21 protein-coding genes are annotated in these 22,715 nt (G+C 66.1%); 9 read left to right on the forward strand and 12 right to left on the reverse strand.

Annotated elements, in window-relative coordinates; all coding sequences use genetic code 11:
* Positions 1-8: 8 nt before the first annotated feature.
* Complete coding sequence (locus NFG57_RS00640; RefSeq protein ID WP_348815139.1) at positions 9-629, reverse strand: c-type cytochrome; 621 nt, start codon at positions 627-629, stop codon at positions 9-11.
* Positions 630-862: 233 nt separating this feature from the next.
* On the opposite strand from NFG57_RS00640, the gene yihA reads away from it, so the two are divergent.
* Positions 863-1,471 carry a ribosome biogenesis GTP-binding protein YihA/YsxC gene (yihA, locus tag NFG57_RS00645; RefSeq protein WP_348815140.1) on the forward strand — a complete coding sequence of 203 codons (609 nt, stop codon included), beginning with the start codon at positions 863-865 and terminating at the stop codon, positions 1,469-1,471.
* Between the two features lie 40 nt (positions 1,472-1,511).
* Here the strand turns inward: yihA and NFG57_RS00650 are convergent, their stop codons facing one another.
* From NFG57_RS00650 to argH, 8 genes are all read right to left on the reverse strand, one after another.
* Positions 1,512-2,633 carry a hypothetical protein gene (locus NFG57_RS00650; protein ID WP_348815141.1) on the reverse strand — a complete coding sequence of 374 codons (1,122 nt, stop codon included), beginning with the start codon at positions 2,631-2,633 and terminating at the stop codon, positions 1,512-1,514.
* 75 nt (positions 2,634-2,708) lie between these two features.
* The gene (locus tag NFG57_RS00655; protein WP_231498545.1) at positions 2,709-3,467 is read right to left on the reverse strand and encodes an HAD family hydrolase; all 759 of its coding nucleotides are present in this window, start codon (positions 3,465-3,467) and stop codon (positions 2,709-2,711) included.
* Positions 3,464-4,447: a tyrosine recombinase XerC gene (locus tag NFG57_RS00660; protein ID WP_231498544.1), complete on the reverse strand. Its 984-nt coding sequence runs from the start codon at positions 4,445-4,447 to the stop codon at positions 3,464-3,466. Before NFG57_RS00660 ends, NFG57_RS00655 begins: the two co-directional genes overlap by 4 nt.
* Positions 4,437-5,156, reverse strand: a complete 720-nt coding sequence (locus NFG57_RS00665) for a DUF484 family protein (protein WP_045993941.1) — start codon at positions 5,154-5,156, stop codon at positions 4,437-4,439. The genes NFG57_RS00660 and NFG57_RS00665 overlap by 11 nt, the downstream gene beginning before the upstream one ends.
* Before the next feature lie 115 nt (positions 5,157-5,271).
* Positions 5,272-6,105 carry a diaminopimelate epimerase gene (gene dapF / locus NFG57_RS00670; protein WP_045993942.1) on the reverse strand — a complete coding sequence of 278 codons (834 nt, stop codon included), beginning with the start codon at positions 6,103-6,105 and terminating at the stop codon, positions 5,272-5,274.
* On the reverse strand, positions 6,105-7,412 hold the full coding sequence (lysA, locus tag NFG57_RS00675) for a diaminopimelate decarboxylase (protein WP_108131864.1): 1,308 nt from the start codon (positions 7,410-7,412) through the stop codon (positions 6,105-6,107). The genes dapF and lysA overlap by 1 nt, the downstream gene beginning before the upstream one ends.
* A gap of 2 nt (positions 7,413-7,414) precedes the next feature.
* Positions 7,415-7,639, reverse strand: coding sequence for a lipoprotein (locus NFG57_RS00680; RefSeq protein ID WP_181248648.1), 225 nt, complete (start codon positions 7,637-7,639; stop codon positions 7,415-7,417).
* Positions 7,636-9,051 carry an argininosuccinate lyase gene (gene argH, locus NFG57_RS00685; protein ID WP_348815142.1) on the reverse strand — a complete coding sequence of 472 codons (1,416 nt, stop codon included), beginning with the start codon at positions 9,049-9,051 and terminating at the stop codon, positions 7,636-7,638. Before argH ends, NFG57_RS00680 begins: the two co-directional genes overlap by 4 nt.
* A 321-nt stretch (positions 9,052-9,372) precedes the next feature.
* Here argH and hemC point away from each other — a divergent pair, with 321 nt between their 5' ends.
* Genes hemC through NFG57_RS00705 form a run of 4 tightly spaced genes read left to right on the forward strand, consistent with a single transcriptional unit; the run spans position 9,373 to position 13,952 of the window.
* The gene (gene hemC / locus NFG57_RS00690; RefSeq protein ID WP_108131862.1) at positions 9,373-10,314 is read left to right on the forward strand and encodes a hydroxymethylbilane synthase; all 942 of its coding nucleotides are present in this window, start codon (positions 9,373-9,375) and stop codon (positions 10,312-10,314) included.
* Positions 10,314-11,078: a uroporphyrinogen-III synthase gene (locus NFG57_RS00695; protein ID WP_045993947.1), complete on the forward strand. Its 765-nt coding sequence runs from the start codon at positions 10,314-10,316 to the stop codon at positions 11,076-11,078. Before hemC ends, NFG57_RS00695 begins: the two co-directional genes overlap by 1 nt.
* 25 nt (positions 11,079-11,103) lie before the next feature.
* Positions 11,104-12,729: a uroporphyrinogen-III C-methyltransferase gene (locus NFG57_RS00700; protein ID WP_348815143.1), complete on the forward strand. Its 1,626-nt coding sequence runs from the start codon at positions 11,104-11,106 to the stop codon at positions 12,727-12,729.
* On the forward strand, positions 12,726-13,952 hold the full coding sequence (locus NFG57_RS00705; RefSeq protein ID WP_045993949.1) for a heme biosynthesis HemY N-terminal domain-containing protein: 1,227 nt from the start codon (positions 12,726-12,728) through the stop codon (positions 13,950-13,952). Before NFG57_RS00700 ends, NFG57_RS00705 begins: the two co-directional genes overlap by 4 nt.
* Before the next feature lie 311 nt (positions 13,953-14,263).
* On the opposite strand, the gene ybiO is transcribed toward NFG57_RS00705, so the two are convergent.
* The gene (gene ybiO / locus NFG57_RS00710) at positions 14,264-16,639 is read right to left on the reverse strand and encodes a mechanosensitive channel protein (protein WP_045993124.1); all 2,376 of its coding nucleotides are present in this window, start codon (positions 16,637-16,639) and stop codon (positions 14,264-14,266) included.
* A 422-nt stretch (positions 16,640-17,061) separates the two neighbouring features.
* Between ybiO and NFG57_RS00715 the strand changes: the two genes are divergently transcribed.
* Both NFG57_RS00715 and NFG57_RS00720 read left to right on the forward strand, forming a co-directional pair.
* Positions 17,062-17,430, forward strand: a complete 369-nt coding sequence (locus tag NFG57_RS00715) for a CrcB family protein (protein WP_108131860.1) — start codon at positions 17,062-17,064, stop codon at positions 17,428-17,430.
* 22 nt (positions 17,431-17,452) lie between these two features.
* Complete coding sequence (locus tag NFG57_RS00720) at positions 17,453-17,872, forward strand: CrcB family protein (protein WP_108131859.1); 420 nt, start codon at positions 17,453-17,455, stop codon at positions 17,870-17,872.
* A gap of 322 nt (positions 17,873-18,194) precedes the next feature.
* Here the strand turns inward: NFG57_RS00720 and pgi are convergent, their stop codons facing one another.
* Together pgi and NFG57_RS00730 are read right to left on the reverse strand one after the other, a co-directional pair.
* Positions 18,195-19,865: a glucose-6-phosphate isomerase gene (pgi, locus tag NFG57_RS00725; protein WP_045993127.1), complete on the reverse strand. Its 1,671-nt coding sequence runs from the start codon at positions 19,863-19,865 to the stop codon at positions 18,195-18,197.
* A gap of 20 nt (positions 19,866-19,885) precedes the next feature.
* Positions 19,886-20,362 carry a methylglyoxal synthase gene (locus NFG57_RS00730; protein ID WP_045993128.1) on the reverse strand — a complete coding sequence of 159 codons (477 nt, stop codon included), beginning with the start codon at positions 20,360-20,362 and terminating at the stop codon, positions 19,886-19,888.
* A 360-nt stretch (positions 20,363-20,722) separates the two neighbouring features.
* On the opposite strand from NFG57_RS00730, the gene gap reads away from it, so the two are divergent.
* Both gap and NFG57_RS00740 read left to right on the forward strand, forming a co-directional pair.
* Entirely contained in the window at positions 20,723-21,724 is a 1,002-nt protein-coding gene (gene gap, locus NFG57_RS00735) for a type I glyceraldehyde-3-phosphate dehydrogenase (RefSeq protein ID WP_045993129.1), read from the forward strand.
* A 134-nt stretch (positions 21,725-21,858) separates the two neighbouring features.
* On the forward strand, positions 21,859-22,602 hold the full coding sequence (locus NFG57_RS00740) for a sulfite exporter TauE/SafE family protein (RefSeq protein WP_045993130.1): 744 nt from the start codon (positions 21,859-21,861) through the stop codon (positions 22,600-22,602).
* The last annotated feature ends 113 nt before the right edge of the window (positions 22,603-22,715 follow it).

Genomic DNA, 22,715 nt, shown 5'->3' on the forward strand with positions numbered 1-22,715 from the left:
TGAATCGATCAGTGCAGGCCCTGGACGTAGTTGGCCACGGCTTCCATGTCGGCATCGCTCATCTTGGCGGCGATGTCGGCCATCACGCCGCCGGGGCTGTTGGCGCGGGCGCCGGAGGCGAATGCCTGGAGGGTGCTGACCACATAGCCGGCGTGCTGGCCGGAAAGCCCCGGATAGACCGCCGAGCCGATGCCGCTGCCGGTCGGGCCATGGCAGGCGCTGCAGGCCGGGATGCCCTTGGCCAGCTCGCCAGCGCGGTAGAGCGCCTCGCCGCGCTCGAGCAACGCCTCGTCATCCTTGGCCTGCCCCACCACCGGGTCCTGGCCGGCGAAGAAGGCGGCCACGTCCCAGGCGTCCTGGTCGCTGAAGTTGTCCACCTGCCCCGCCATCTGCGGCACCGGACGGGTGCCGTCACGGATGTCGATGATCTGCTTGGCCAGGTAGGAGGCCTGCTGGCCGGCCAGGTTGGGGAAGGTCGGCGCGATACTGGCGCCGGTCTGGCCGTGACAGGCGGCGCAGGCGGTGGCCTTGTCGCGTCCTGCGGCGGCGTCTGCGTCACTCTGGAGGTCGGCATGGGCGGCGCCGACGACGCCGATGGAGATTGCCAGGCTTGCCAGTAACTGTCTCATCGCTAGTTCACTTATGCCGTTTTTAATGTTTTCACGGTCCCGCGGAAGGCGTGGCCTTCACAGCAGGGGGAAGCGCCCGCGCTGAGGCCGGTCGCTGGCGACAGCGGCACAATGTTATGATGATTCCCCGGGTCGCAGCCGCCTCAAAGCTTACTATAACCAAACACCCCGGGGGCGGGAATGCCAGGGCCCTCGACCCTACCTTTGATCACCGTCAGGATTTCTTCCATCTCATGGCTTTCAACTACTCCTTGGCCCGATTCCTCACCAGTGCGCCGACGCTGGCCCGATGCCCCGAAGACAGTGGTGTCGAGGTCGCCTTTGCCGGACGTTCCAATGCCGGAAAGTCCAGCGCGATCAACACCATCACCCAACAGAAGGCGCTCGCTCGTACCTCCAAGACGCCGGGGCGCACCCAGCTCATCAACGTCTTTTCGCTGGGCGAGGACAGCGAGCGCCGGCTGGTGGACCTACCCGGCTACGGCTACGCCAAGGTGCCCGAAAAGGTCAAATTGGAGTGGCAGCGCCACCTGGCCGAATACCTCCAGAAGCGAGCTTCGCTCAAGGGGCTGGTGCTGGTGATGGACGTGCGTCACCCATTGACCGAGTTCGACCTGGCGCTGCTGGATGTGGCCGATGAGCGCGACCTGCCGGTGCATATCCTGCTGACCAAGGCCGACAAGCTGAAGCAGGGCCCGGCCAAGAATGCCCTGCAGCAGGTGCGCTCGCGGCTGCGTGAGTGGGAGGACCTGGTCAGCGTGCAGCTTTTCTCGGCGCTCAAGCGCCAGGGCGTCGACGAGGCCCATCGGCGCCTGGACGGCTGGCTTGCGCACGAAGGCTAGCCAGCCTGACGAGCCCTAGCCAGCCTGACGAGCCCGCCGGCTACTTGTACGTAGCGGTGACCTCCAGCAGCCCCTTGACGCGCCCACCGGATGCCTGCTCGGCATAGCGGTAGTAGCTGACGCGTAACGGAACCTTGGGCGCCTCCCCCATCAGGCCAACCGCTCGCGAGCCAGACAGGTCCACGGGGTCGAAGTCGTGGGCTGAAAAAGCGTCGATTTCCAGCGCCAGCCCGATGCCCTTGGCGCCGTCACCCGAGGTGTCGGCGTTGCCGAGGATGCCTTGGCGGGCGTTGATGACGCTGGCGCCGCTCGAGCGTATTGACAGATCCGCCATGTTGACCTCATCGCAGTCGTTGAAGCTCAGGTAGGCGGTGGTGGTGCCGCCCCGAGATCCGGTGCTTGGCAGTTCACTGAGGTCGATATCGGGCAGGGTGATGTAGGGGGTCCACATCTTGCAGGTGCTCTCGATCACGGTGACGTAAGCGCCGCCAACTCCGACTACCGTACCGGTATAGTTGTCGCTGGCGCCGGTGCTGGTCGCCACGTGGGTATGAGGCAAGTAGGTAAACTGGTCGTAGTTGCCCGGTTCGGTGTCGCCATGGCGTACGATCGGTATCTCCTTCGTGACGCTGCCGGACACACAGCCAGATGCGTGGTTGGCGGTGCGCAGGGAGGCGACCAGGGTCTGGTGGTGATGGCCGCCCATGCTGGTGTCGGCCTTGTCGAAGTAGAAGCCCGGTATTGCACTTTTGGCGTCACCGGTGGCGCTGTCGTAGGAACCCTGGGTATCGAGCAGGATATAGACGCGGCCGTCGCTGCCGGTCTGGCAGGCGTAGGTGGTGTGGAAGGAGGCTATCCCCGCGGTGTTGCCTTCCGGCGTGGTGCCGGACAAGGTCGAGGGGTAGGACATGCCGGTGCTGTAGAGGCCGCAGGTACCGGGCGGGCGTACGGTGTCGCAGGTAGGGCGTGCCGCCAGGGCTGGCGCGATGCCCAGCGGCAGGGAGAGAGCGGGCCCCAGTCCTGAAACACGCCCCGAAGACAGCCCAGAAACAAGCCCCAGTCCCGAAACCAGGGCAAACGCCAGCCCGAGCTTGAGCGCTCGTCGCAGGTGACGCCGGGTCGGCGGTGATGAAGCGAGGGGGCGATAGAGCGGGCGGGGCATGGCGGCAGGCACTCAGGGTACAGGTACCTGCCGGTTTACCACGTGGCGCCGGCGGTCGCCGGGGTTTTTCTCGCTTTATTGATCCTGATGCTCACCGAGCAGGGCTGGCAGCTCGGTGACCCGAGACAGTCGGGTCACGCCGCGTGGCAAGGGAGCCGTCTCGGCCTCTGGCGGCGCGATCCAGATCGCCCGCAAGCCCAGGCGAATCGCCGGCAGCACGTCTTCCTCCCAGGAATCGCCCACGTGCAGGGTCTCGCAGGCCTTGACCTGAAGCCGTGCCAGCATCGCCAGAAAGGGCCGTGGATCGGGCTTGGGTGCGAACATCTCGCCGGCAGCGATACGCGCCTGGAAGTGGCGGGCCAGCGGCAGACGGTGGAAGGCCACGTTGCCGTTGGTGATGCTGCCGAGACGATAGCGGCCCTTCAGTCTTTCCAGCATGGCGTCGGTGTCGGGGAAGGGCGTGACCAGGATGCGCAGCGAGTGAAAACGCTGCATCGCCAGCGCCGCCCACCAGTGAGCCGCCGCCCGGTTCACGCCGCTTTCCTCCAGCAGCTGGATCAGGGTGCGCTCACGCAGCCAGCTGAAGTCGCCGCGCCGCGACCAGCTGCGCCTGGCCAGGGCCTGGCGTTCACGCAGGTAGTCCGAAAGCGCGATGGGGGGCGTCAACGGCTCCTCGCGGCCGCGCTGCCAGGCGCCGAGCTGTTCGGTCAGCCAGTCGACGTGGCCCTGCTCGGTGCGCTGCATGACGCCGCTGTTGTCCCACAGGGTGTCGTCCAGATCGAAGGTGATGGCCTTGAGTCGGCTGAAGTCGTCCGCTGCCGCGTGGTCGATCAAGGGGTGTCTCCGGGATGGCTGTCGTCGCTCCGGCTGCGCCGCGCGCGGGGGTGGGCCTTGTCGTAGCTCTCCGCCAGGTGCTGCCAGTCCAGCCGGGTATAGACCTGGGTGGTGGACAGGTTGGCGTGGCCCAGCAGCTCCTGGACGGCGCGCAGGTCCTGGCTCGATTCCAGCAGGTGGCTGGCGAAGGAGTGGCGCAGGCGGTGGGGATGCAGGTGCTCCGGCAGGCCGCGCCGGCGGGCCTGGGTGACCAGGCGTGCCTGGATGGCACGATGGCCGAGCCGGTGGCCCTGCTGGCCGACGAACAGTGCCGTCTCGTCGTCGGCGGCCAGCACCGAGCGCACGCTGAGCCACTGGTCGATGGCCTGGCGCGCACGCGAGCCCACCGGCACCTGGCGCGGCTTGTTGCCCTTGCCGAGGACCCGCACCCGGCCGCCGTGAAGGTCGGGGAGATCCAGCGCCGCCAGCTCCGCCAGCCGTAGCCCGCTGGAATAGAGCAGCTCCAGCATCGCCTGGTCGCGTACCGACAGCGGCGAGCCATCGTGGGGGGTGTCGAGAAAGCGCGCCAGCAGGTCCACGTCCACCGGCCGCGGTAGATCCTTCGGCGCCCGGGGGCCGCGGCTCAGGCCGACCGGGTTGTAGTCGAGTCGGCCAGCCGCCACCAGGTGTTCACACAGTCGCGACAGGGCGGCGCGGCGGCGCTTCAGGCTGCGTGGTGCCATGCCTCGGCTGCGTTCGGCGGCCAGAAAACGCCTGAGCGTGTGGGACGTCAGGGCCTGATCATCCGGCGGCCTGGCGTCGGTGTCATTGGCCTGGGCGTGCCACCAGTTCTCGAAGGTGGCCAGGTCACGCCGGTAGGCGTCGACGGTGGCAGCACTGGCGGTGCGTCCCAGCTCATCGAGAAAGTCCGCTACCGCGCCGGCAAGCTGCCACTTGGGCGTCGTCTCAGCCGTCGTCTCAGCCGCCTTTTCAGCCATCATCACGCTCGCACAGGCGCACGCTGAGGCGCACCAGCACCTCGGCCAGGTACTCGGTAAACAGGGTGTCCATGCTGGCACGGAAGTGGTCGGGATCAGGGCTTGCCAGCACCACAAAGCCCTGGGGCTCGCCCAGGGTCATGCGGGCGATGGCGCAGGAGCCCGACTTGGTCGGCGCCTTGGCGTGGGGCAGCAGGCGCTTCCAGTCGGTGGGGGTAAGACGGGTACAGCGGCTGGCGCGCCCATCGAGCAGCGCGGTCAGGCGCTGGCCGGTGTGGTCGTCGAGCACGTGACGCGGGGCCTGGGGCGGTCTGGGGTCGCGATCGGTCAGGCTGGCGGGGCACCACAGCGACACCGCTGGCGTCTGGAAGCGCTCGCTTAGCTGGGTGGCCAGGGCCTGGCCCAGGGCGTCGTTGTCCTGGGCTTCCAGCAGTGCCAGCACCAGCTCGCGGGTGCGCCGATACTGCGCCTCGTTGTGGCGGGCCGAGTCGAGCAGTTGCTCGAGCCGCAGTTCCGCGCCTTCGGCGCGCTTGCGCAGGTCATGGACCAGCCGTTCCAGCAGCGAGGTGGCGCCCTGGGTCTCCGGGTGGGGAATCGTGAGGCTCTGCAGCAGGCCTTCGCGACCGACGAAGAAGTCCGGGTGGCGTGCCAGCCATTCGGCGACGCGGTCCGGGTCGAGCGTCTTGCGGGGCTCTGGGGCGGCTTGAGGCATGCGCGTCTTCCTGTTGGAGTTCAATGTCTAGGCTGGATCGAGTTTCCGGGAAAGCGAGGGACCGGTACCTTGCTGGCAGCTTAGCCCAGTCCCGTCGAGTCCTGTGCGCCTGGGGTCAACGCAGCGGAATTCGTCCATCGAACACCCGCTCGGCGGGGCCGGTCATGATCAAGGGGCGCTCGCCACCTTCCCAGCGGATCGTCAGGCTGCCGCCGGGCAGGTGGACGGTCACCGGGCTTTCGAGCAGGCCCTGGCGAATGCCGCAGGCCACCGCAGCGCAGGCGCCGGTACCACAGGCCAGGGTCTCGCCGCTGCCGCGCTCGAACACCCGCAGGCGAATCTCGTGGCTGGAGACCACCTGCATGAAGCCCACGTTGACCCGCTTGGGAAAGCGCGGGTGGTGTTCGACCAGCGGTCCCAGGCGCTCCACCGGCGCCTGGTCGACGCTGTCGACCTTGATCACCGCGTGGGGGTTGCCCATGGAGGCGACGGCGATCTCGAGGGTCTCGCCGTCGACCTCGAGGGTGTGACGCAGGCGGTCCTCGTCGGCCTCGAAGGGCAGGCTCGGCGGGGCGAAGCGCGGGGCACCCATGTCGACGCTGACCTGCTCGTCGTCATGCACATCCAGCACCAGCGGGCCGCCGGCGGTCTCGACCCGGATCTGGCGCTTGTGGGTCAGCCGCTTGTCACGCACGAAGCGGGCAAAGCAGCGCGCACCATTGCCGCAATTCTCGACCTCGCTGCCGTCGGCGTTGTAGATCCGGTAGCGAAAGTCCATGTCCGGGTCCCGCGGCGGTTCCACCACCAGTAGCTGATCGAAACCGATGCCGAAGCGCCGGTCGGCCAGACGGCGGATTTCCTCGGCCTCGATGCGGGCCCGCTGGGTGACCAGATCGACCACCATGAAGTCGTTGCCCAGGCCATGCATCTTGGTGAAGTGCAGAAGCATCAGCGCGCTGCTCCTGACGTCGATCCCGATGCCGATCCCGGTTGCGATTCGCCGGGCAGCGACTCGCCGGCCCAGAGGTCCTCGAGGGTCTCGCGTCGGCGCACCACCTGATAGCTGTCGCCGTCCACCAGTACCTCCGCCGGACGCGGGCGGCTGTTGTAGTTGGAGGCCATCACGAAGCCGTAGGCGCCGGCCGAGCGCACCGCCAGCAGGTCGCCCGGCGCCACCGCCAGTTGACGCTCCTTGCCGAGGAAGTCGCCGGTCTCGCACACCGGGCCGACCACGTCGTAGACGTCGCTTGCGCGGTCCAGGCGAGAGTCGACTTCGATGATCGCCTGCCAGGCCTGGTACAGCGAGGGCCGAATCAGGTCGTTCATGGCCGCGTCGACGATGGCGAAGTTCTTGGTTTCGCCGGGCTTCACGTAGGTCAGCCGGGTCAGCATGACGCCGGCGTTGGCGGCGATCGAGCGGCCCGGCTCGAACAGCAGCGTCAGGCGCTCGCCGCCGTCCCAGCGCGACAGGCGCTCGAGCAGCTTCGAGGCGTAGTCGAACGGGGCCGGCGGCGTCTCGTCCCTGTAGGGCACGCCGAGGCCGCCGCCCAGGTCGAGGTGCGAGACCTCGATGTTCTCCTCTCGCAGGCGGTCGAGCAGCAGCAGCAGACGCTCCAGGGCGTCGAGGAAGGGAGCGATCTCGGTGAGCTGCGAGCCGATATGGCAGTCGAGCCCGGTGACCTTGAGGTGCGGCAGTTCGGCGGCCAGGCGGTAGACCTCCAGCGCCTCGTCCACCGGGATACCGAACTTGTTGTCTTTGAGCCCGGTGGAGATATACGGATGGGTGCCCGCGTCGACGTCGGGATTGACCCGCAATGACACCGGCGCCACCTTGCCCAGGCGGCCGGCCACTTCATTGAGCACTTCAAGCTCTGGGCGCGACTCCACGTTGAAGCACTTGATGCCGACCTCGAGCGCGCGCGCCATCTCGTCGGGGCGCTTGGCGACGCCGGAGAACACCACCTTGGCCGGGTCACCACCGGCGGCCAGCACCCGCTCGAGCTCGCCCTGAGAGACGATGTCGAAACCGGCCCCCTGGCGCGCCAGCACGTTGAGCACCGCCAGGTTGCTGTTGGCCTTGACCGCGTAGCAGATCAGATGCGGGTGGCTACCCAGCGCCTCGCGGTAGGCCTGGAAGTGACGCTCCAGGGTGGCACGTGAATAGACGTAGCAGGGGGTGCCCACCGCCTCGGCGATGCGGGCCAGAGGCACTTCTTCGGCGTACAGCTCGCCGTCTCGGTAGTTGAAGTGATCCATGCTCAGCTCTCGTCCTCGGTCGCGCTCTGGTCGCTTTCCTGGCTGTCCTCTTCGCCCTCTTCGCCCTGTTCGTCCTCGACGGTTTCGCGGGGGCCGTAGCGCTCCGCCGCTTCTTCGTCACCGGGCAGGTACAGGGGGCCTTTCTGGCCGCAGCCCGCCAGGGCCATCAGGGCCAGCAGCAGGGCCGGCAACAGGGCGGGTCGCAGCACCTTGACGAGGCGGTTCATTGGGCGCCTCCCTGGCCGGACGCAAGGGTCTTGAGGGCCTCACGGGCGCGCTGGGCAGCGGCGCGCACCTGGTCGGGTGCGGTGCCACCGATATGGTTGCGGGCGGCCACCGAGCCTTCCAGGGTCAGCACCTCGAACACGTCCTCGCCGATGACGTCGGAGAACTGGCGCAGTTCGTCGAGGCTCATGTCCGACAGATCCTTGCCGCTCTCGATGCCGTAGGCCACGGACTGACCGACGATTTCGTGGGCGTCACGGAAGGCCACGCCCTTGCGTACCAGATAGTCGGCAAGGTCGGTGGCGGTGGAGAAGCCCTTGCGAGCGGCCTCACGCATGGAATCGCCCTTGGAGACGATGGCCGGCACCATGTCGGCGAAGGCGCGCAGGCAACCCTTGACGGTATCCAGGGTGTCGAGCAGCGGTTCCTTGTCTTCCTGGTTGTCCTTGTTGTAGGCCAGCGGCTGCGACTTCATCAGCGTCAGCAGGCCCATCAGGTGACCGTAGACGCGGCCGGTCTTGCCGCGCACCAGCTCGGGCACGTCCGGGTTCTTCTTCTGCGGCATGATCGAGGAGCCGGTGCAGAAGCGGTCGGGCAGGTCGATGAAGTCGAACTGGGCGCTGGTCCACAGCACCAGCTCCTCGCTCATCCGCGACAGGTGCATCAGCAGCAGGCTCGCGAAGGCGGTGAACTCGATCGCGAAGTCCCGATCGCTGACCGCGTCGAGGCTGTTCTCGGCGGGGCGCTCGAAGCCGAGCAGCTCGGCGGTCAGGTGACGATCGATGGGGTAGGTGGTGCCGGCCAGGGCGGCGGCGCCCAGCGGCAGCACGTTGACCCGCTTGCGGCAGTCCAGCAGGCGTTCGTGGTCGCGGGCCAGCATCTCCTGCCAGGCTAGCAGGTGGTGGCCGAAGGTCACCGGTTGAGCGGTCTGCAGGTGGGTGAAGCCCGGCATGATGGTGTCGGCCTCGCCCTCGGCCAGCTCGATCAGCCCGGCACGCAGCCGCGCCAGCTCGCTGGCGACCAGGCCGATCTCCTCGCGCAGGTAGAGGCGTATATCGGTGGCCACCTGGTCGTTGCGCGAGCGCCCGGTGTGCAGCTTCTTGCCGGTGATGCCGATCTTCTGGGTCAGCCGTGCCTCGATGTTCATGTGCACGTCTTCCAGCGCCACCGACCACTCGAAGCGCCCTTCGGCGATCTCCGTCTCGATCTCCTTGAGCCCGGTCAGGATGGCGTCACGTTCCTCTTCGCTCAGCACGCCAACCTGGGCGAGCATGGTGGCATGCGCGATGGAGCCCTGGATGTCATGGCGGGCCAGGCGCTGGTCGAAATCGACCGAGGCGGTGAAACGAGCGACGAAGGCGTCGGTGGGTTCGCTGAAGCGGCCGCCCCAGGACTGGTTGGTGGTCTGGCTCATTGAATGGACTTCCTGAATGACGATGCGATGGCGACGTGATCGGTGGCCGGCGCCGAGGGCGCTGACGGAGCCGGCAGCCGTTGTCGTTGGTATGCCCAAAGTGTACCAGAGTCGGCCCTTGAGGCGAGGGTGCAGCGGGCCGGCAAGGAAGGTGCGGCATCAGCCCCTGAAGCGAGGGTGGCAGCGGGCGCTTCTGGCAGGCGCGGCAACGGGTCCCGTCGCCGTCGATTTTACTGACGGAGACCGTGCTTTATGATGACGCCATTCATTTAACATGGCGGACGCGGCGATTTGGTCGCAAGCCCGACCAGGGAGAGCAACGTGCAACAGATGTCCAGGCTGCGTATCGCGACGCGCAAGAGCCAGTTGGCCCTATGGCAGGCCGAACATGTTCGCGATCGTCTGATGGCGATTCACCCCGGGCTCGAGGTCGAGCTGGTACCGATGTCGACCCGCGGTGACAAGATTCTCGACACGCCCTTGGCCAAGGTTGGCGGCAAGGGGCTGTTCGTCAAGGAACTCGAGGAGGCGATGCTCGACGGCCGCGCCGATATCGCGGTGCACTCCATGAAGGATGTGCCGATGCAGTTTCCCGAGAGCCTGGGGCTTTCGGTGATCCTGGAAGGCGCCGAGCCCACCGATGCCTTCGTCTCCAATGACTATGCTCGCTTCGAGGACCTGCCCGAGGGCGCCCGTCTGGGCACCTCCAGCCTGCGCCGCGGATTGCAGATGCGCGAGGCCCGCCCTGACCTCGAGGTCATCAGCCTGCGTGGCAATGTCCAGACTCGCCTGGCCAAGCTCGACGCTGGCGAATTCGACGCCATCCTGCTGGCCACCTCCGGGCTCAAGCGGCTGGGGCTGGGTGAACGTATCGCCCAGGAGCTGCCGCCGGAGATCTGCCTGCCGGCCTGTGGTCAGGGCGCGCTTGGCATCGAATGCCGCATGCACGACACCGAGCTGGTGTCGCTGCTGGCACCGCTCGACGATATCGAGACGGCGACCAGAGTGCGTGCCGAACGGGCCATGAATACACGTCTGGAAGGCGGCTGCCAGGTGCCCATCGGTGGGCACGCCATCTATCAGGACGATGGCAGAACCCTGTGGTTGAGAGCCCTTGTCGGCACGCCCGACGGTTCCCGCGTGCTGCGTGCCGAGGGGCGTGGTTCGGTGGACGAACCCGAGGCGCTGGGGATCCGCGTCGCCGAGCAGCTGCTCGAGCAGGGCGCCGGGGATATCCTGGCCGAGGTCTACGGGCCGCGTTGATGGGCACTCCGGTACTGATCACCCGGCCCGGCGAACGCGCCCAGGCGCTGGCCGAGGCCATCGAAAGCAAGGGGTTCAGCACCGAGCGGCTCGAGGTGATGCGGCAGGAAACTGTGCCAGAGACGGCAGATGTGCGCTCGGCCTGGCTCGACATCGACCACTTTCATAAGGTGGTAGTCATCAGTCCCGCCGCCGCCGAGCGGTTGGTCGAGGCGCTGGATCGCTACTGGCCACAGCTGCCCCAGGGGCTTGAACTGTACGCCGTCGGGCAGGCCACGGCGATGGTCTTGCACCAGGCGCTGGGGCTAAAGGTGAGGGTGCCTGCCCCCGCCGCCGGAGAAGAGACCAGCGAGGCCTTGCTGGCGCTGGCCTCGCTGCAGCGCCTGGAGCACCAGCGAGTGTTGCTGGTGGCGGGCGAAGGTGGCCGCCCGCTGCTGGGCGACACCCTGGGGCAGAGGGGCGCGCGTGTCACGCGTCTCGAGGTGTATCGACGTCGCCTGATCACTCCCGACGCCGGGGCCAGAACATGGCTCGAACAAGGGGGCTATCAGGCGTTGGTGGTCAGTAGCGGAGAAATCCTTGAACATCTGGCAAGATGGTGTTCAGAGGCCGCCTTTCAACAACCGCTTGTCGTATCCAGCCAGCGGTTGGCTACACTGGCGAAAACGCTGGGATTTCGCATCCCGGTCGTGGCGTCTGGCGCGTCTCCTGCGGCGCTGGCGGCCGCGGTGGCAAGGACCTGCGACCCAGAGGATGGCGAATGAAGATCTCTAAAAGGGCTAGCGACAGATGAGCAACCAACAGCACGATCAGGACGAGCAGCAGACCCCGTCCGCTTCCGGCCAGCAGGGCACAGGAAGCGCGACCTCAGGCACGGACGCCTCGAAGGGCGGCGCGGGCAAGGGGGGCTCCCAGCGGCGGTCGCGGCGTCGCGACAAGAGTGGCAGCAGCTCGACCGGATCCACTTCGTCCAGTGCCAGCGCGGCATCCTCCACACCCGCTGCGGCGACGGGCGGCTCATCGCCTGCCGGCGCCACATCGTCGAGCGCAGGCACCGCCAAGGCCACGCCGAGTGACGCCGCTCCGGTTGCAGCGAAGGGCGCCGCCGGGGACAGTGCCAGCAAGCCCAGTGCAAGCAAGCCCGACAACAGCGGCAAGGCCAGTGCCGGCAAGCCCGGCGATGGCAAGTCCAGTGACACCAAGGCCAGTGGCGCCAAAGCTAGTGACAACAAGCCCAGTGACAACAAGCCCAGTGACAACAAGCCCAGTGACAACAAGCCCAGTGACAACAAGCCCAGCCCAGCGGCAGGCAAGGGTGGTAACGGTGGGGCTTCCGCCGGCGCTGCGACCTCGTCTTCCGGTGGCTCTGGTAGCAGCTCTGGTGGCGGCAAGGCCGGCGTCGTGGCCCTGGTGCTGGTGCTGATCCTGATCGCCGGTGTGGCCTTTGTCGGCTGGAAGGGCTGGCAGCTGCAGCAGGCGATGTCCGCGCGCATCGACCAGCTCAAGCAGAACAGCCCCAGCGTGGCCGAGGTCCAGGAGCTGTCGTCCCAGCTGGAAAGCGGCCTTGCCGAGCGTCGCGAGACCATGGGCCAGGCGGTGGACGGCATCAAGAGCGACTTCGACGCCTACAAGTCCGACGTCAACCAGACCCTGGATCGGGTACTGGCCGAGCTGTCCAAGGAACAGAACGCCGACGAGCGTGACTGGCTGCACGCCGAGGCCGCCTACCTGCTGCGTCTGGCCAATCAGCGCCTGCAGCTCGAGCGTGATGTCGAAGGTGCTGCGGCGCTGCTGCGCACCGCCGACGCTCGCCTGGAAGAGGCCAACAATCCGGCACTGGTCCCGGTGCGCCGCGCCATCGCCGAGGAGCTTGCCGCCCTGCAGACGGTGCCCAAGGTTGACCGGACTGGCCTCTACCTGGCCCTGAACGCCCAGCAGGAGCAGATCGCCGGCCTGCCGCTGGCCCAGGACATCGAGCAGTTCACCGCCGATACCACCATCGAGGAGGCTCCTTCCGGTGCCTGGCAGGAGCAGCTGGCACGGGTCGGTGAAGAGCTCAAGGAGCTGGTGACGGTACGCCACCACGACCAGGCGCTGGAAGCCTTGATCACCCCGGAGCAGGAGTCGTACCTGCGCCAGAGCCTGCGTCTGGTGCTGGAGCAGTCCCAGCTGGCCCTGCTCAAGGAAGAGACCGGCCTGTACGAGGCCAGCCTCGACAAGGCCATCACCCTGCTCGAAGGCTACTACGACGTCGACGACGAGTCGGTGCAGTCGGTGATCGCTCGTCTGGGCGAGCTCAAGGGCAAGTCCATCCGCCCGGAGCTTCCCGATATCAGCGCTTCCCAGCAGGCGCTGGCCCGGTTCATCGAGCAGCGCTTCGAAGCGGGCGCTTCCGGCCAGGGAGATAACGCATGAGAAAGCTGATCCTGCTCATTGTCGTTGGCCTCGCGCTCGGGGCGCTGTTCGGTCAGCTGATGATGTCGGTGCCCGGCTACTGGCTGGTGCGGGTGGGCGACACCTCCTTCCAGACTTCGTTCTGGTTTGGCCTGGTGATCCTGCTGGCCCTGTTCATGGTGCTGCACTTTGCCCTGCGCGTGCTGTTCCGCCTGAGCCGTCCGGTCAGCCGCTTCAAGGTGTGGAACTCGCGGGCACGCAATCGCACCGCGATGAAGCGCACCGTGCGCGGCCTGGTGGCATTGGCCGAAGGCCGCTGGAAGCGCGCCGAGAAGGCCCTGGTCAAGGCCGCCGATGACTCCAGCACCCCGCTGGTCAACTACCTGTCTGCCGCCCTGGCGGCCCACTACCAGGGCCGCTATGACCAGGCCGACACCCTGCTGAAGCGGGCCCACATCTCCACCGACGGCGCCGATCCCGCGGTGGGCATGATGCAGGCCCAGCTGATGCTGGACCGCCAGCAGTACGAGGAAGCACTGGCGATCCTGACCCGCCTGGACCGTCATCTGCCGCGCCATCCCCAGGTGCTCAAGCAGCTCAAGGCCGCCTATATCAGCGTCAGCGACTGGGATGGCCTGCGTCGCCTGCTGCCGCGTCTGGCCGACCAGCAGCTGATCGCCCGGGAAGAGCGTGAACAGCTCGAGCTGCAGGCCTACCGCGAGCTGATCCTGCAGGAGACGCGCAATCCCGAGGATATCGAGCGGGTGCGCAACCTGTGGTCCGACATGCCCGAGTACCTGCGTACCAACATCGACCTGCTGGTGCTCTACGTCGAGACGCTGGTGCGCTGCGACGAACAGGTGATCGCCGAGAAACTGCTGCGCCACTCGCTCAAGACCAACTGGGACAGCCGTCTGGTGCTGCGCTATGGCCTGCTTGGGGTGGACGCTTCGCGTCAGCTGGTGACCGCCGAGAAGTGGCTGCAGGAGCGTCCCAACGATCCCGACCTGCTGTTGACCCTGGGTCGCCTGGCGCTGCGCAACGCTTACTGGGGCAAGGCCCAGGAGTACTTCGAGGCGAGCCAGCGTCAACGTCCCAGCGGAGTGGTCTGTGCCGAGCTGGCGCGGCTCTATGCCAACCTGGGCGAGCACAACAAGAGCCAGCTCTACTATCGCCAGAGCGTCGAGCTGCTCGACAAGTCGTTGCCCTCGTTGCCGCAGCCGAGCGACGCTCAGCAGGCCTGAGCCAGGCGTTCGATCTACTACGCAGTACCCACAAACGCCACGGGCGGGGCTTCGGCCCCGCCCGTGGCGTTTGTGGTCCTGGTGGGTGGGTCTCGTGCGCCGCGCCAGTCAAGGGGGCGGCGGCGTGGCGTCACCGTACTGAAGGCGAGAACAGGCCCGGCGTGCAGCTGCCGCCACGCCTGTGTTGTCAGAGTTGTGGCGCCACGCCTGTGTCGTCCGGGCTGTGGCGTCAGGGCTCGGCACCCTGGCGATTCGATCAATAAAAAGGGGCGGCCCGTAGGCCGCCCCAGAAGCGTTGCAGGTAAGGTCTGTCAGTTGCCGTCGGGGTCGTAGTCGCCCCTGAACTTGGCGTTGGTCTCGGCATCCTCGCGGGTCTCGTGCTCGCGGGGCGAGTCGATACTGCCGTCCTCGCCGGGCAGCGGTGCGGTATCCCTGGCTTCGCCGGTGGCCACCACATCCTTCTCGACCAGGCGCAGGTTGGCGGCTGGCGCCTGGCCCTGCTTGTCTTCGCCAAAGAAGATCGTGGTGTGCGGGAAGGGGATCTCGATGCCCGCCTCGTCCAGGTGCAGCTTGACCAGACGGTTGTAGGCACGGCCCACCGCCCACTGGTTGCCCGGGGTGGTCTTGATGCGCACCCTGATGTTGACCGAGCTGTCGGCCAGGGCGATGACACCGGCCACCTCGAGGGGTTCGAGGATCTCGGACTTGAGGTCCTCGTCGGAGGACAGTTCGTCGAAGGCGTTGCGCAGGGCGACGATCGCCTCGTCCACGTTCTCGCGGTAGGCGACGCCGTATTCGCCCACATGGTAGCCGAAGCCACGCATGTAGTTGGAGACCACATCGACGCTGGAGAACGGCACCAGATGGTAGGTGCCGTGCAGGTCACGGATACCCACCGAGCGGATGCTGAGCTTCTCGGCGGTGCCGGTGATGCCGCCCAGGGTCACCACGTCGCCGGTATTCATGGCGTTTTCCACCTGGATGAAGATACCGGTGATGATGTCCTGCACCAGCTTCTGGGCGCCGAAACCGATGGCCAGACCGAGCACACCGGCACCGGCGATCAGCGGTCCGATGTTGATGCCGATTTCCGACAGCACGATCATCGCCGTCATGGTGACGATGGCGATGGCCAGAGCATTGCGGAACAGCGACAGCAGCGTCTGGGCCCGGGCCGAGGGCATGCCGCGGCCGGTGGTCGGGTTCAGCTTGTGTTCGATCAGGCTGGCAAGGCCGATCCAGACCGCCGCGGCGACGATCAGGATGATGGCCACGTTGATCACCTGGCTGACCAGCACGCGACCCGCTTCGGAGGCGTACCAGGTGGCCATGTCGAACACGCCCCAGGCGTTGAGCAGGGCCATGGCGGCGACGATCAGGATCAGCACGTTGAAGGCGCGCAGCATCGTCGGGACATAGGAGTTGAGGCGTGCCTCGAGCAACGGCAGCTTCTTGCGCAGCTCACCGGACAGGGTGATGCGACGACCGATGGCCTGGGCCAGCAGGCGCGACACCAGCATGGCAGCCAGCACGATACCGAGGGTCTTGAGGGTCGCGATCAGCACGAACGGCAGGGCGTCCTCGGGGCGTGTCAGGGTCAGCACCAGTACCACGGTGAAGTAGGTGATCGCCAGCAGATGCCAGATGCGGCCGAGCAGGCGCAGCGCGACACGGGAGGCCGACAGGCTGGACCTGACGGCAGCATCGAACAGCCCATCGCGCAGGCGGCTGCGATTGATCAGCACCACGGTGATGGCGTACAGGTAGGCGCCGATCATGATCAGAGCGCCGATGCCCTCACCGACACGGTAAGACAGGTAGGTGTTGATCAACGGGACCACCACCATCAGGCCGTAGCCGGTAAGGCCAATCAGCCGGGCGATCCAGCGATTCCAGTAGGACGCGCTGGGAGCGGTGATGGGCAGCAGTCGCAGGCCCTCGTAGCGTGAGGCGAACAGCATGCGCACGGCCGCCTTCAACAGCTCGATGACCAGGAAGGCATTGAGGAACAGCGACGCCCGGGTCGACAGGCTGCCCGTCTCACCGATGGCGAAGGTGGCGGCCAGGTTGCCGCCGACGTAGGCAAGACCCACCACGGCGGCGTCCACGATCACCGCCAGCACCACGCACAGCACCAGGCGGATGGTGGGGTTGAGGTTCTGACCGTTCTGCGAATATTGGCTCAACCGCGTGAACAGTGGCCTGACCAGACGCCTGATGATCACGAACAGCACAAAGGTCGCCAGAATCACCAGGCCGAGGTTGATCGCCGCCTGGGTGAACAGATCGAAGTTGAGTTCGCCTTCGGTCAGGGCGCCGTCGATCATGCCACCGAAGATGGCGGCGAGATTCTCGAACTGATTGCCGAACTCGCTGACCACGCGGCTGGTCATGTCCGCCAGTTGCTTGGGCAGGGTAGCCTCGGCGGCGCTGTCGACGGCCTGTTCACCGGCGGCCTGGGCCTGCTCGGGGGCGTTTTCCGCCATCTGTCGCAGTTGTTCGATCAGCTGGCTGCGGGCCTGTTCGTTTTCCAGCAGGTCGGCCAGGGTCGAGTAGGCCGGACCGTCACTGGAGGAACCGCCAGAGCCGCTGGCGTCACCGCCCTGCTGGGCGATGGCAGGTCCCGCGAGCAGCACGAGCGCGAGCATCAGCACGCTGAAGAGTCGAGAGCAGAGTCGTGATCGCATCACGCAAACCTTCTCCTTTGATGGGTGGGCCCGTCGGGGCAGAGGGGCGTCCTTGGACGAATCTGTCGCAGGCTAACATGCCCGTTTGCCGCTTGTACGCAATCAAGGATGTACAAAAGTTGTACGGATTGCCAATTCTGTGCCATATTGATCGTGAACGCATCCCATGCGCTTCATCCCTGCTAGGCAAGCACAACTTCGCCGCCCCCTCGGGCGGCGTTTTTTTTAGATTTTCAGCACCTTCAGCATCTTTGATCTCCCGCCTTCCGAGGCTCGGCATTGTTTGTGCCTTGTCGCTTTACGGGCCATCTGCGATCAGCCCGTTTCGCCACGCCGAGGGCGAGGTCCAGCGGTATTGCCACCGGTCACGACATCGCCCAGGTATTTGCATACCATGGCGGTTTTGGCCGAGGCGATTGGTGATGGAGTGGTGGACGCTGGCAGCGGTAGCGCTGGGGGGCGCCGCAGGAGGCATGGGGCGACTGTTCGTCAGTCGCCGGGCAGCGGCCGCCTGGGGAGTGCGCTTCCCCTGGGGGACCCTGATCGTCAATCTGCTGGGAGCCTTAGTGATCGGCCTGCTGGCCAGTCGCCTGGTGGCAGGCTCGACCGCGGCACTCATGCTGCTGAGCGGGGTGATGGGCGGCTTCACCACGGTGTCCTCCTTCAGTCTGCAGACTCTGGACCTGATGCGCGAAGGTCGTCATGCAGCGGCGGCGCTCAACGTCTCTTTGACCCTGCTGGCCGGCCTGGGCGCCGTGGTGGCGGGGCTTGCCCTCGGGGGTGGCCTGTGAGGTGTCGGCAGAGGGGAGAAGCATGAGTCAGGCAACAAGCGTCTGGCGGCTCTATCTGGCGGTGGGCCTTGGCAGCGCCCTGGGATCGGTGTGTCGCCTCTTGACCGGCGTCGCGGTCTCGGGCCTGGTGGCGTCGTCCTTTCCCTGGGCGACCCTGCTGGTCAACGTGCTGGGATCCTGGTTGATTGCCCGCTTTGCTACCCATGCGGCCCTGAGCGACAGCCCTCGGCTGGCGAGCCTTCATCCGCTTGTCGTGGCGGGCTTCTGTGGAGGTTTCACCACCTTTTCGCTGTTCAGCCTCGAAGCGGCCCGCCTGGCCACCGGCGGCAGCCCCTGGCTGGCGCTGGCCTATGTGGTGCTGAGCGTGCCGCTATGGCTGGCGGCGGCCTGGGCCGGTGACGTCAGCGCACGGCGGGCCCTGGTCAGAGGCTCGTCCGAGTAGCCCAGACGCTCGTCAGAGTCGTCAAGGCCTCGTCTCGGCAAGCCAGGCGCTCGTGCCAGGCGCTCACGCCAGGCGCAATCCCGCTATTCCAGCCCCCGCGAGCCAGCGGACGGAGGGCCAGACCAGCGCGAGCCAGAACAGCGCGAGCCAGACCAGCGCGAGCCAGAACAGCGCGAGCCAGACCTAGGCGGGCCACCCTGGAGCGCAGACTCCGGGGTGGCCCGTTGGTCATTCTCGATCTTTTCTTGCCCGTCGCTGGGTGCCCGCCATGGCGGGCCCGTGCCGAGCACTCGATGCTCGGCACCTTCCGCCTCCGCCCTGCTTACTTGGCCTTGGCGTCCTTGCCGGCGGGCTTGGCGGTCTTCTTCGCTGCCTTTTCGGCGGCCTTTTCCACGCTCTTGCCGGGCGCCTGGAAGTGCTCCCGCACCAGGCCCAGCAGTCCTTGGGTCGAGGCGTCGAAGTCCTGGCTGCGCTCGTCGATCTTCTCGCTGATCTCGCCGGCGATGCGCTTGCCCAGCTGGACACCCCACTGATCGAAGGAGTTGATGTTCCAGATCACCCCCTGGACGAACACCTTGTGCTCGTAGAGCGCGATCAGCGCGCCCAGGTTGCGCGGTGTCAGTTCGTCGAGCAGCAGCACGCTGGAGGGGCGGTTGCCGGGGCAGCTGTAGGGGTCGAGGTCGCCGCCCTTGCTGCTGCCTTCCATGAAGGCGTTGGCCTGGGCCAGCATGTTGGTGAGCAGGGCGAAGTGGTGGTCCTCGACGCCGGGCTCGGGCTTCAGCGAGGCGATGAAGTCGATGGGCACGTAGCGGGTGCCCTGGTGCAACAGCTGGAAGAAGGCGTGCTGGCCGTTGGAGCCGGTCTGCCCCCACACGATGGGGCCGGTCTTGTAGTCTACCGGGCGACCGAAGATGTCGACCGACTTGCCATTGGACTCCATGTCGAGCTGCTGCAGGAAGGCCGGCAGCTGATGCAGGGCCTGGTCGTAGGGCACGATGGCCTGGGTCTCGGCACCGACGAAGTTGATGTACCAGATACCGATCAGCGCCATCAGCACCGGCATGTTCTCGCCGAGCGGGGCGTTCTGGAAGTGCTGGTCCATCTCGTAGGCGCCTTCGAGCATCTCGATGAAGCCTTCATAGCCGATCGCCAGGGCGATGGGCAGGCCGATCGAGGACCACATCGAATAGCGACCGCCGACCCAGGCCCAGAATTCGAACACGTTCTCCTCGCGGATGCCGAACTCCATGGCGGCCTTGCGGTTGGTCGAGGCGGCGATGAAGTGAGCGCCGATGTCGGCGTCATCGCCGGCGTTCTCGACAAACCAGCGCCGTGCGGTGCGGGCGTTGAGCAGCGTCTCCTGGGTGGAAAAGGTCTTGGTCGAGACGATAAACAGGGTGGTGGCCGGGTCGAGGCGGCTCAGCACCTTCTGGATATGCGCGCCGTCCACGTTGGAGACGAAGTGGAAGTTCAGGTCCGCCTGGCGGTACTTGAGCAGGGCGCGGCTGGCCATGTTGGGGCCGAGGTCGGAGCCGCCGATGCCGATGTTGACCACGTCGCGAATACGCTCGCCGCTGTAGCCCTTCCAGTTGCCACTGCGGACCTCTTCGGAGAAGCGCTTGATCTGCTCGCGGGTGGCGTGGATCTCCGGCATCACGTCCTTGCCATCGGCGATGACCGGGCTGTCACCCAGATTGCGCAGCGCCGTGTGCAGCACCGGCCGGTCCTCGGTGACGTTGATGATGTCGCCGGAGAACATTTGGGCGCGACGCTGGACCAGTGCCGAGTGTTCGGCCAGCTCGACCAGCTTCTCCAGCACCGCGTCGGAGATCTGGTGTTTGGAGTAGTCCAGAAAAAGCCCGCCCACGCGCAGACTCATCTTGTCGAACCGCTTCGGATCCTTGGCAAAGTAGTCGCGAATCCGGTCGTCGGCGGTCTCGTCGCGAAGCTTCAACAGCGACTGCCAGGTCACGCTTCGGGTCAGCTGGAACACGGGAGAATCCTCGATATTGGTCAGTTGTTATCGCTGCGAGAGGAAATCCAGGCGTTGGCATCCGGGATCTGCATCTCGTAGTCCTGGCCGAGCCAGGGCGAGCTCATCATGAAGTCGGCGCTGGAGGGGTTGCAGGCCACCGGCACATTCCACAGGGCGGCCAGGCGCAGCAGCGCCTTGACGTCAGGGTCGTGGGGCTGGGGGGCGAAGGGGTCCCAGAAGAAGATCAGCAGGTCGAGTCGTTGCTCGGTGATGCGAGCACCGATCTGCTGGTCGCCTCCCAGCGGACCGCTCATCAGGCCTTCCACCTCCAGCCCCAGGGTGCGGCTGAGCCGCGCGGCGGTGGTGCCGGTGCCGAGCAGCTGGTGAGCGATCAGGGTGTCCTTCCAGCGGGAGGCCCACTCCATCAGTTCCTGCTTCTTGCCGTCGTGGGCGACCAGGGCGATGCGCTTGCGAGCCGGCAGAATGCGGCTGACTTCCTTGACGGGTTGGGGCATGGGGCCTCCGGGATAAAGGCGTGGTGAATGGTGTCACCGGGATGAGGGATACCTTAGAGCGTTGAAGGTAATATTACTACGGCTTGGCGATGCGACTAAGGTCTAGCGCGGGCCTTCATAGAGAAGGCGCGGGCAGTAAGTTGTCGAAATTTCGTGCTTATTAGAGTGTCCTTCATCAATGTTTTTGGAGAAATGTTGTAAGTTTAACAAAATAGTGCTTGAGTCCCGGCGCTGTCTGTACCACATTGGTGCCCACTGACGACGTCCTTGCGGGGGATTTGCATCTTTAGTGAATCCGCCTACCGTCGACTCACCAGCTTTCACGCAAGAACGCTTTCGCCGCTCAGGGGGATATTCGCTATGACGCTCAAGGTTGCCATCAACGGTTTCGGACGTATCGGTCGCAACGTGCTGCGCGCACTGTACGAGAACGGTTACCGGGACCGGATTGAGGTCGTTGCCATCAACGATCTCGGTGATCCTTCGCTCAACGCCCACCTGCTGCGCCATGACACCGCTCACGGTCACTTTCCCTTCAAGGTAGAACATGACGAGGAGAGTCTGAGCGTCGATGGCGACCGTATCGCTATTCTGTCCGAGCGTGACCCGGCCAGCCTGCCCTGGGCGAAGCTCGGCGTGGACATCGTGATGGAGTGCACGGGCCTGTTCACCACGCGCGCCGACGCCGGCAAGCACGTCGAGGCCGGTGCCGCCAAGGTGCTGGTCTCCGCGCCTAGCCCCGACGGCGACGCCACCATCGTGTTCGGCGTCAACGACGGCGTGCTCAAGGCCAGCGATACCATCGTCTCCAACGGCTCCTGCACCACCAACTGCCTGGCGCCGGTGGCCAAGGCGCTCAACGACGCCGTCGGTATCGAGAATGGCCTGATGACCACGGTCCATGCCTACACCAACGACCAGAACCTGTCTGACGTGTACCACAAGGACCCGTACCGCGCGCGTAGCGCCACCCACTCCATGATCCCGACCAAGACCGGCGCTGCCGCTGCCGTGGGCAAGGTGCTGCCGGAGCTCAACGGCAAGCTGGATGGCCTGGCCGTGCGCGTGCCGGTGATCAACGTCTCGCTGGTGGATCTGGTGTTCAACGCCTCGCGCGACACCACCAAGGAAGAGATCAACGAGATCGTGGCCAAGGCGGCGGAGAATTCTCCGGTGCTCAACGTCAACGCTCAGCCGCTGGTGTCCATCGACTTCAACCACGATCCGGCCTCCTCGACCTTCGACGCCAACCACACCCGCGTCAACGGTCGCCTGGTCAAGGTCATGGCCTGGTACGACAACGAGTGGGGCTTCTCCAACCGTATGCTGGATACCGCCCTGGCCATGCAGGCCGCCAAGTAAGCCAATAGCCCCCGCCCGCTGCCATCGGCGGGCCTGGTGTGGCACTCTGATGGTCGGGGCGATTCGCCGCCCTCATCATTGGTACAGACGCCGAAGCAGTCACCGCTTCGGCGTCTTTGCGCGCAAGGAATGCCATGCTGCCCGAATACTCCTGGCTCGCCTGGGGCCTGATCATCCTCTCCACCTACCTGACCGGCATCTCCAAGGGCGGCTTCGCCGGGGGCTTCGGTACCCTGTCGGTGCCGCTGATGGCGCTTGCGATAGATCCTATCGCCGCCGCTGGCCTGTTATTGCCCTTGCTGCTGGTGATGGACGTTCTGGCGGTCAAGGCCTGGTGGGGGCACCAGGATATGGCTGAGGTGAAGCGATTGATCCCCGGCATGGCGATCGGCGTGGTGGTGGCTACCCTGGTGGCGGGCAGCCTCGACGAGGACCACGTCAGGCTGCTGCTGGGGGTGATCTCGCTGTTGTTTGTCGCCTACATGATCGTGAAGCCTGCGGCCTCCAGGCCGATCGCCTCTTTCTGGGCCTGGCCCGCGGGCATCGCCACCGGTATCACCAGCTTTATCGCCCACGCCGGCGCCCCGCCGATGAACCTCTACCTGGTGCCCAGGCGCCTGCCCAAGACCACCTTCATCGCCACCACCACATTGGTGTTCGCCGCGGTCAATACCATGAAGCTGCCGCCTTACCTGTGGCTTGGCGAGATCAACCTGACCAGTATTTGGGCGTCGCTGGCGCTGGTGCCGGTGGCCTGGTTCGGCATCAGGTCCGGCCTGTGGCTGCAGCACCGGGTCAACGAGCGGTTGTTCTACCGGCTGGTGATACTGGCCATGGCGGTGGTCGGGGTACAGTTGATCATCAAGGCGCTCGCCTAGGGCTCGCCTGAAAAGTGCCTGCGCTCGGTAATACGGCGTTAAAAATCGGCTGGTGCGCCAGCCCGGTCAAAATGCTCATTTACACCCTGTAAACTGCGCTTTCTCACCGATTT

It is taken from the genome of Halomonas sp. H10-59, assembly GCF_040070555.1.
Taxonomy (GTDB): domain Bacteria; phylum Pseudomonadota; class Gammaproteobacteria; order Pseudomonadales; family Halomonadaceae; genus Halomonas; species Halomonas litopenaei.

Excerpts from the sequence above, each read along its gene's own strand:
- NFG57_RS00640 (WP_348815139.1), bottom strand. The coding sequence starts at position 629 with ATGAGACAGTTACTGGCAAGCCTGGCAATCTCCATCGGCGTCGTCGGC.
- yihA (WP_348815140.1), top strand. The coding sequence starts at position 863 with ATGGCTTTCAACTACTCCTTGGCCCGATTCCTCACCAGTGCGCCGACG.
- NFG57_RS00650 (WP_348815141.1), bottom strand. The coding sequence starts at position 2,633 with ATGCCCCGCCCGCTCTATCGCCCCCTCGCTTCATCACCGCCGACCCGG.
- NFG57_RS00660 (WP_231498544.1), bottom strand. The coding sequence starts at position 4,447 with ATGATGGCTGAAAAGGCGGCTGAGACGACGGCTGAGACGACGCCCAAG.
- NFG57_RS00665 (WP_045993941.1), bottom strand. The coding sequence starts at position 5,156 with ATGCCTCAAGCCGCCCCAGAGCCCCGCAAGACGCTCGACCCGGACCGC.
- dapF (WP_045993942.1), bottom strand. The coding sequence starts at position 6,105 with ATGCTTCTGCACTTCACCAAGATGCATGGCCTGGGCAACGACTTCATG.
- lysA (WP_108131864.1), bottom strand. The coding sequence starts at position 7,412 with ATGGATCACTTCAACTACCGAGACGGCGAGCTGTACGCCGAAGAAGTG.
- NFG57_RS00680 (WP_181248648.1), bottom strand. The coding sequence starts at position 7,639 with ATGAACCGCCTCGTCAAGGTGCTGCGACCCGCCCTGTTGCCGGCCCTG.
- argH (WP_348815142.1), bottom strand. The coding sequence starts at position 9,051 with ATGAGCCAGACCACCAACCAGTCCTGGGGCGGCCGCTTCAGCGAACCC.
- NFG57_RS00695 (WP_045993947.1), top strand. The coding sequence starts at position 10,314 with ATGGGCACTCCGGTACTGATCACCCGGCCCGGCGAACGCGCCCAGGCG.
- NFG57_RS00700 (WP_348815143.1), top strand. The coding sequence starts at position 11,104 with ATGAGCAACCAACAGCACGATCAGGACGAGCAGCAGACCCCGTCCGCT.
- NFG57_RS00705 (WP_045993949.1), top strand. The coding sequence starts at position 12,726 with ATGAGAAAGCTGATCCTGCTCATTGTCGTTGGCCTCGCGCTCGGGGCG.
- ybiO (WP_045993124.1), bottom strand. The coding sequence starts at position 16,639 with ATGCGATCACGACTCTGCTCTCGACTCTTCAGCGTGCTGATGCTCGCG.
- NFG57_RS00715 (WP_108131860.1), top strand. The coding sequence starts at position 17,062 with ATGGAGTGGTGGACGCTGGCAGCGGTAGCGCTGGGGGGCGCCGCAGGA.
- NFG57_RS00720 (WP_108131859.1), top strand. The coding sequence starts at position 17,453 with ATGAGTCAGGCAACAAGCGTCTGGCGGCTCTATCTGGCGGTGGGCCTT.
- NFG57_RS00730 (WP_045993128.1), bottom strand. The coding sequence starts at position 20,362 with ATGCCCCAACCCGTCAAGGAAGTCAGCCGCATTCTGCCGGCTCGCAAG.
- gap (WP_045993129.1), top strand. The coding sequence starts at position 20,723 with ATGACGCTCAAGGTTGCCATCAACGGTTTCGGACGTATCGGTCGCAAC.
- NFG57_RS00740 (WP_045993130.1), top strand. The coding sequence starts at position 21,859 with ATGCTGCCCGAATACTCCTGGCTCGCCTGGGGCCTGATCATCCTCTCC.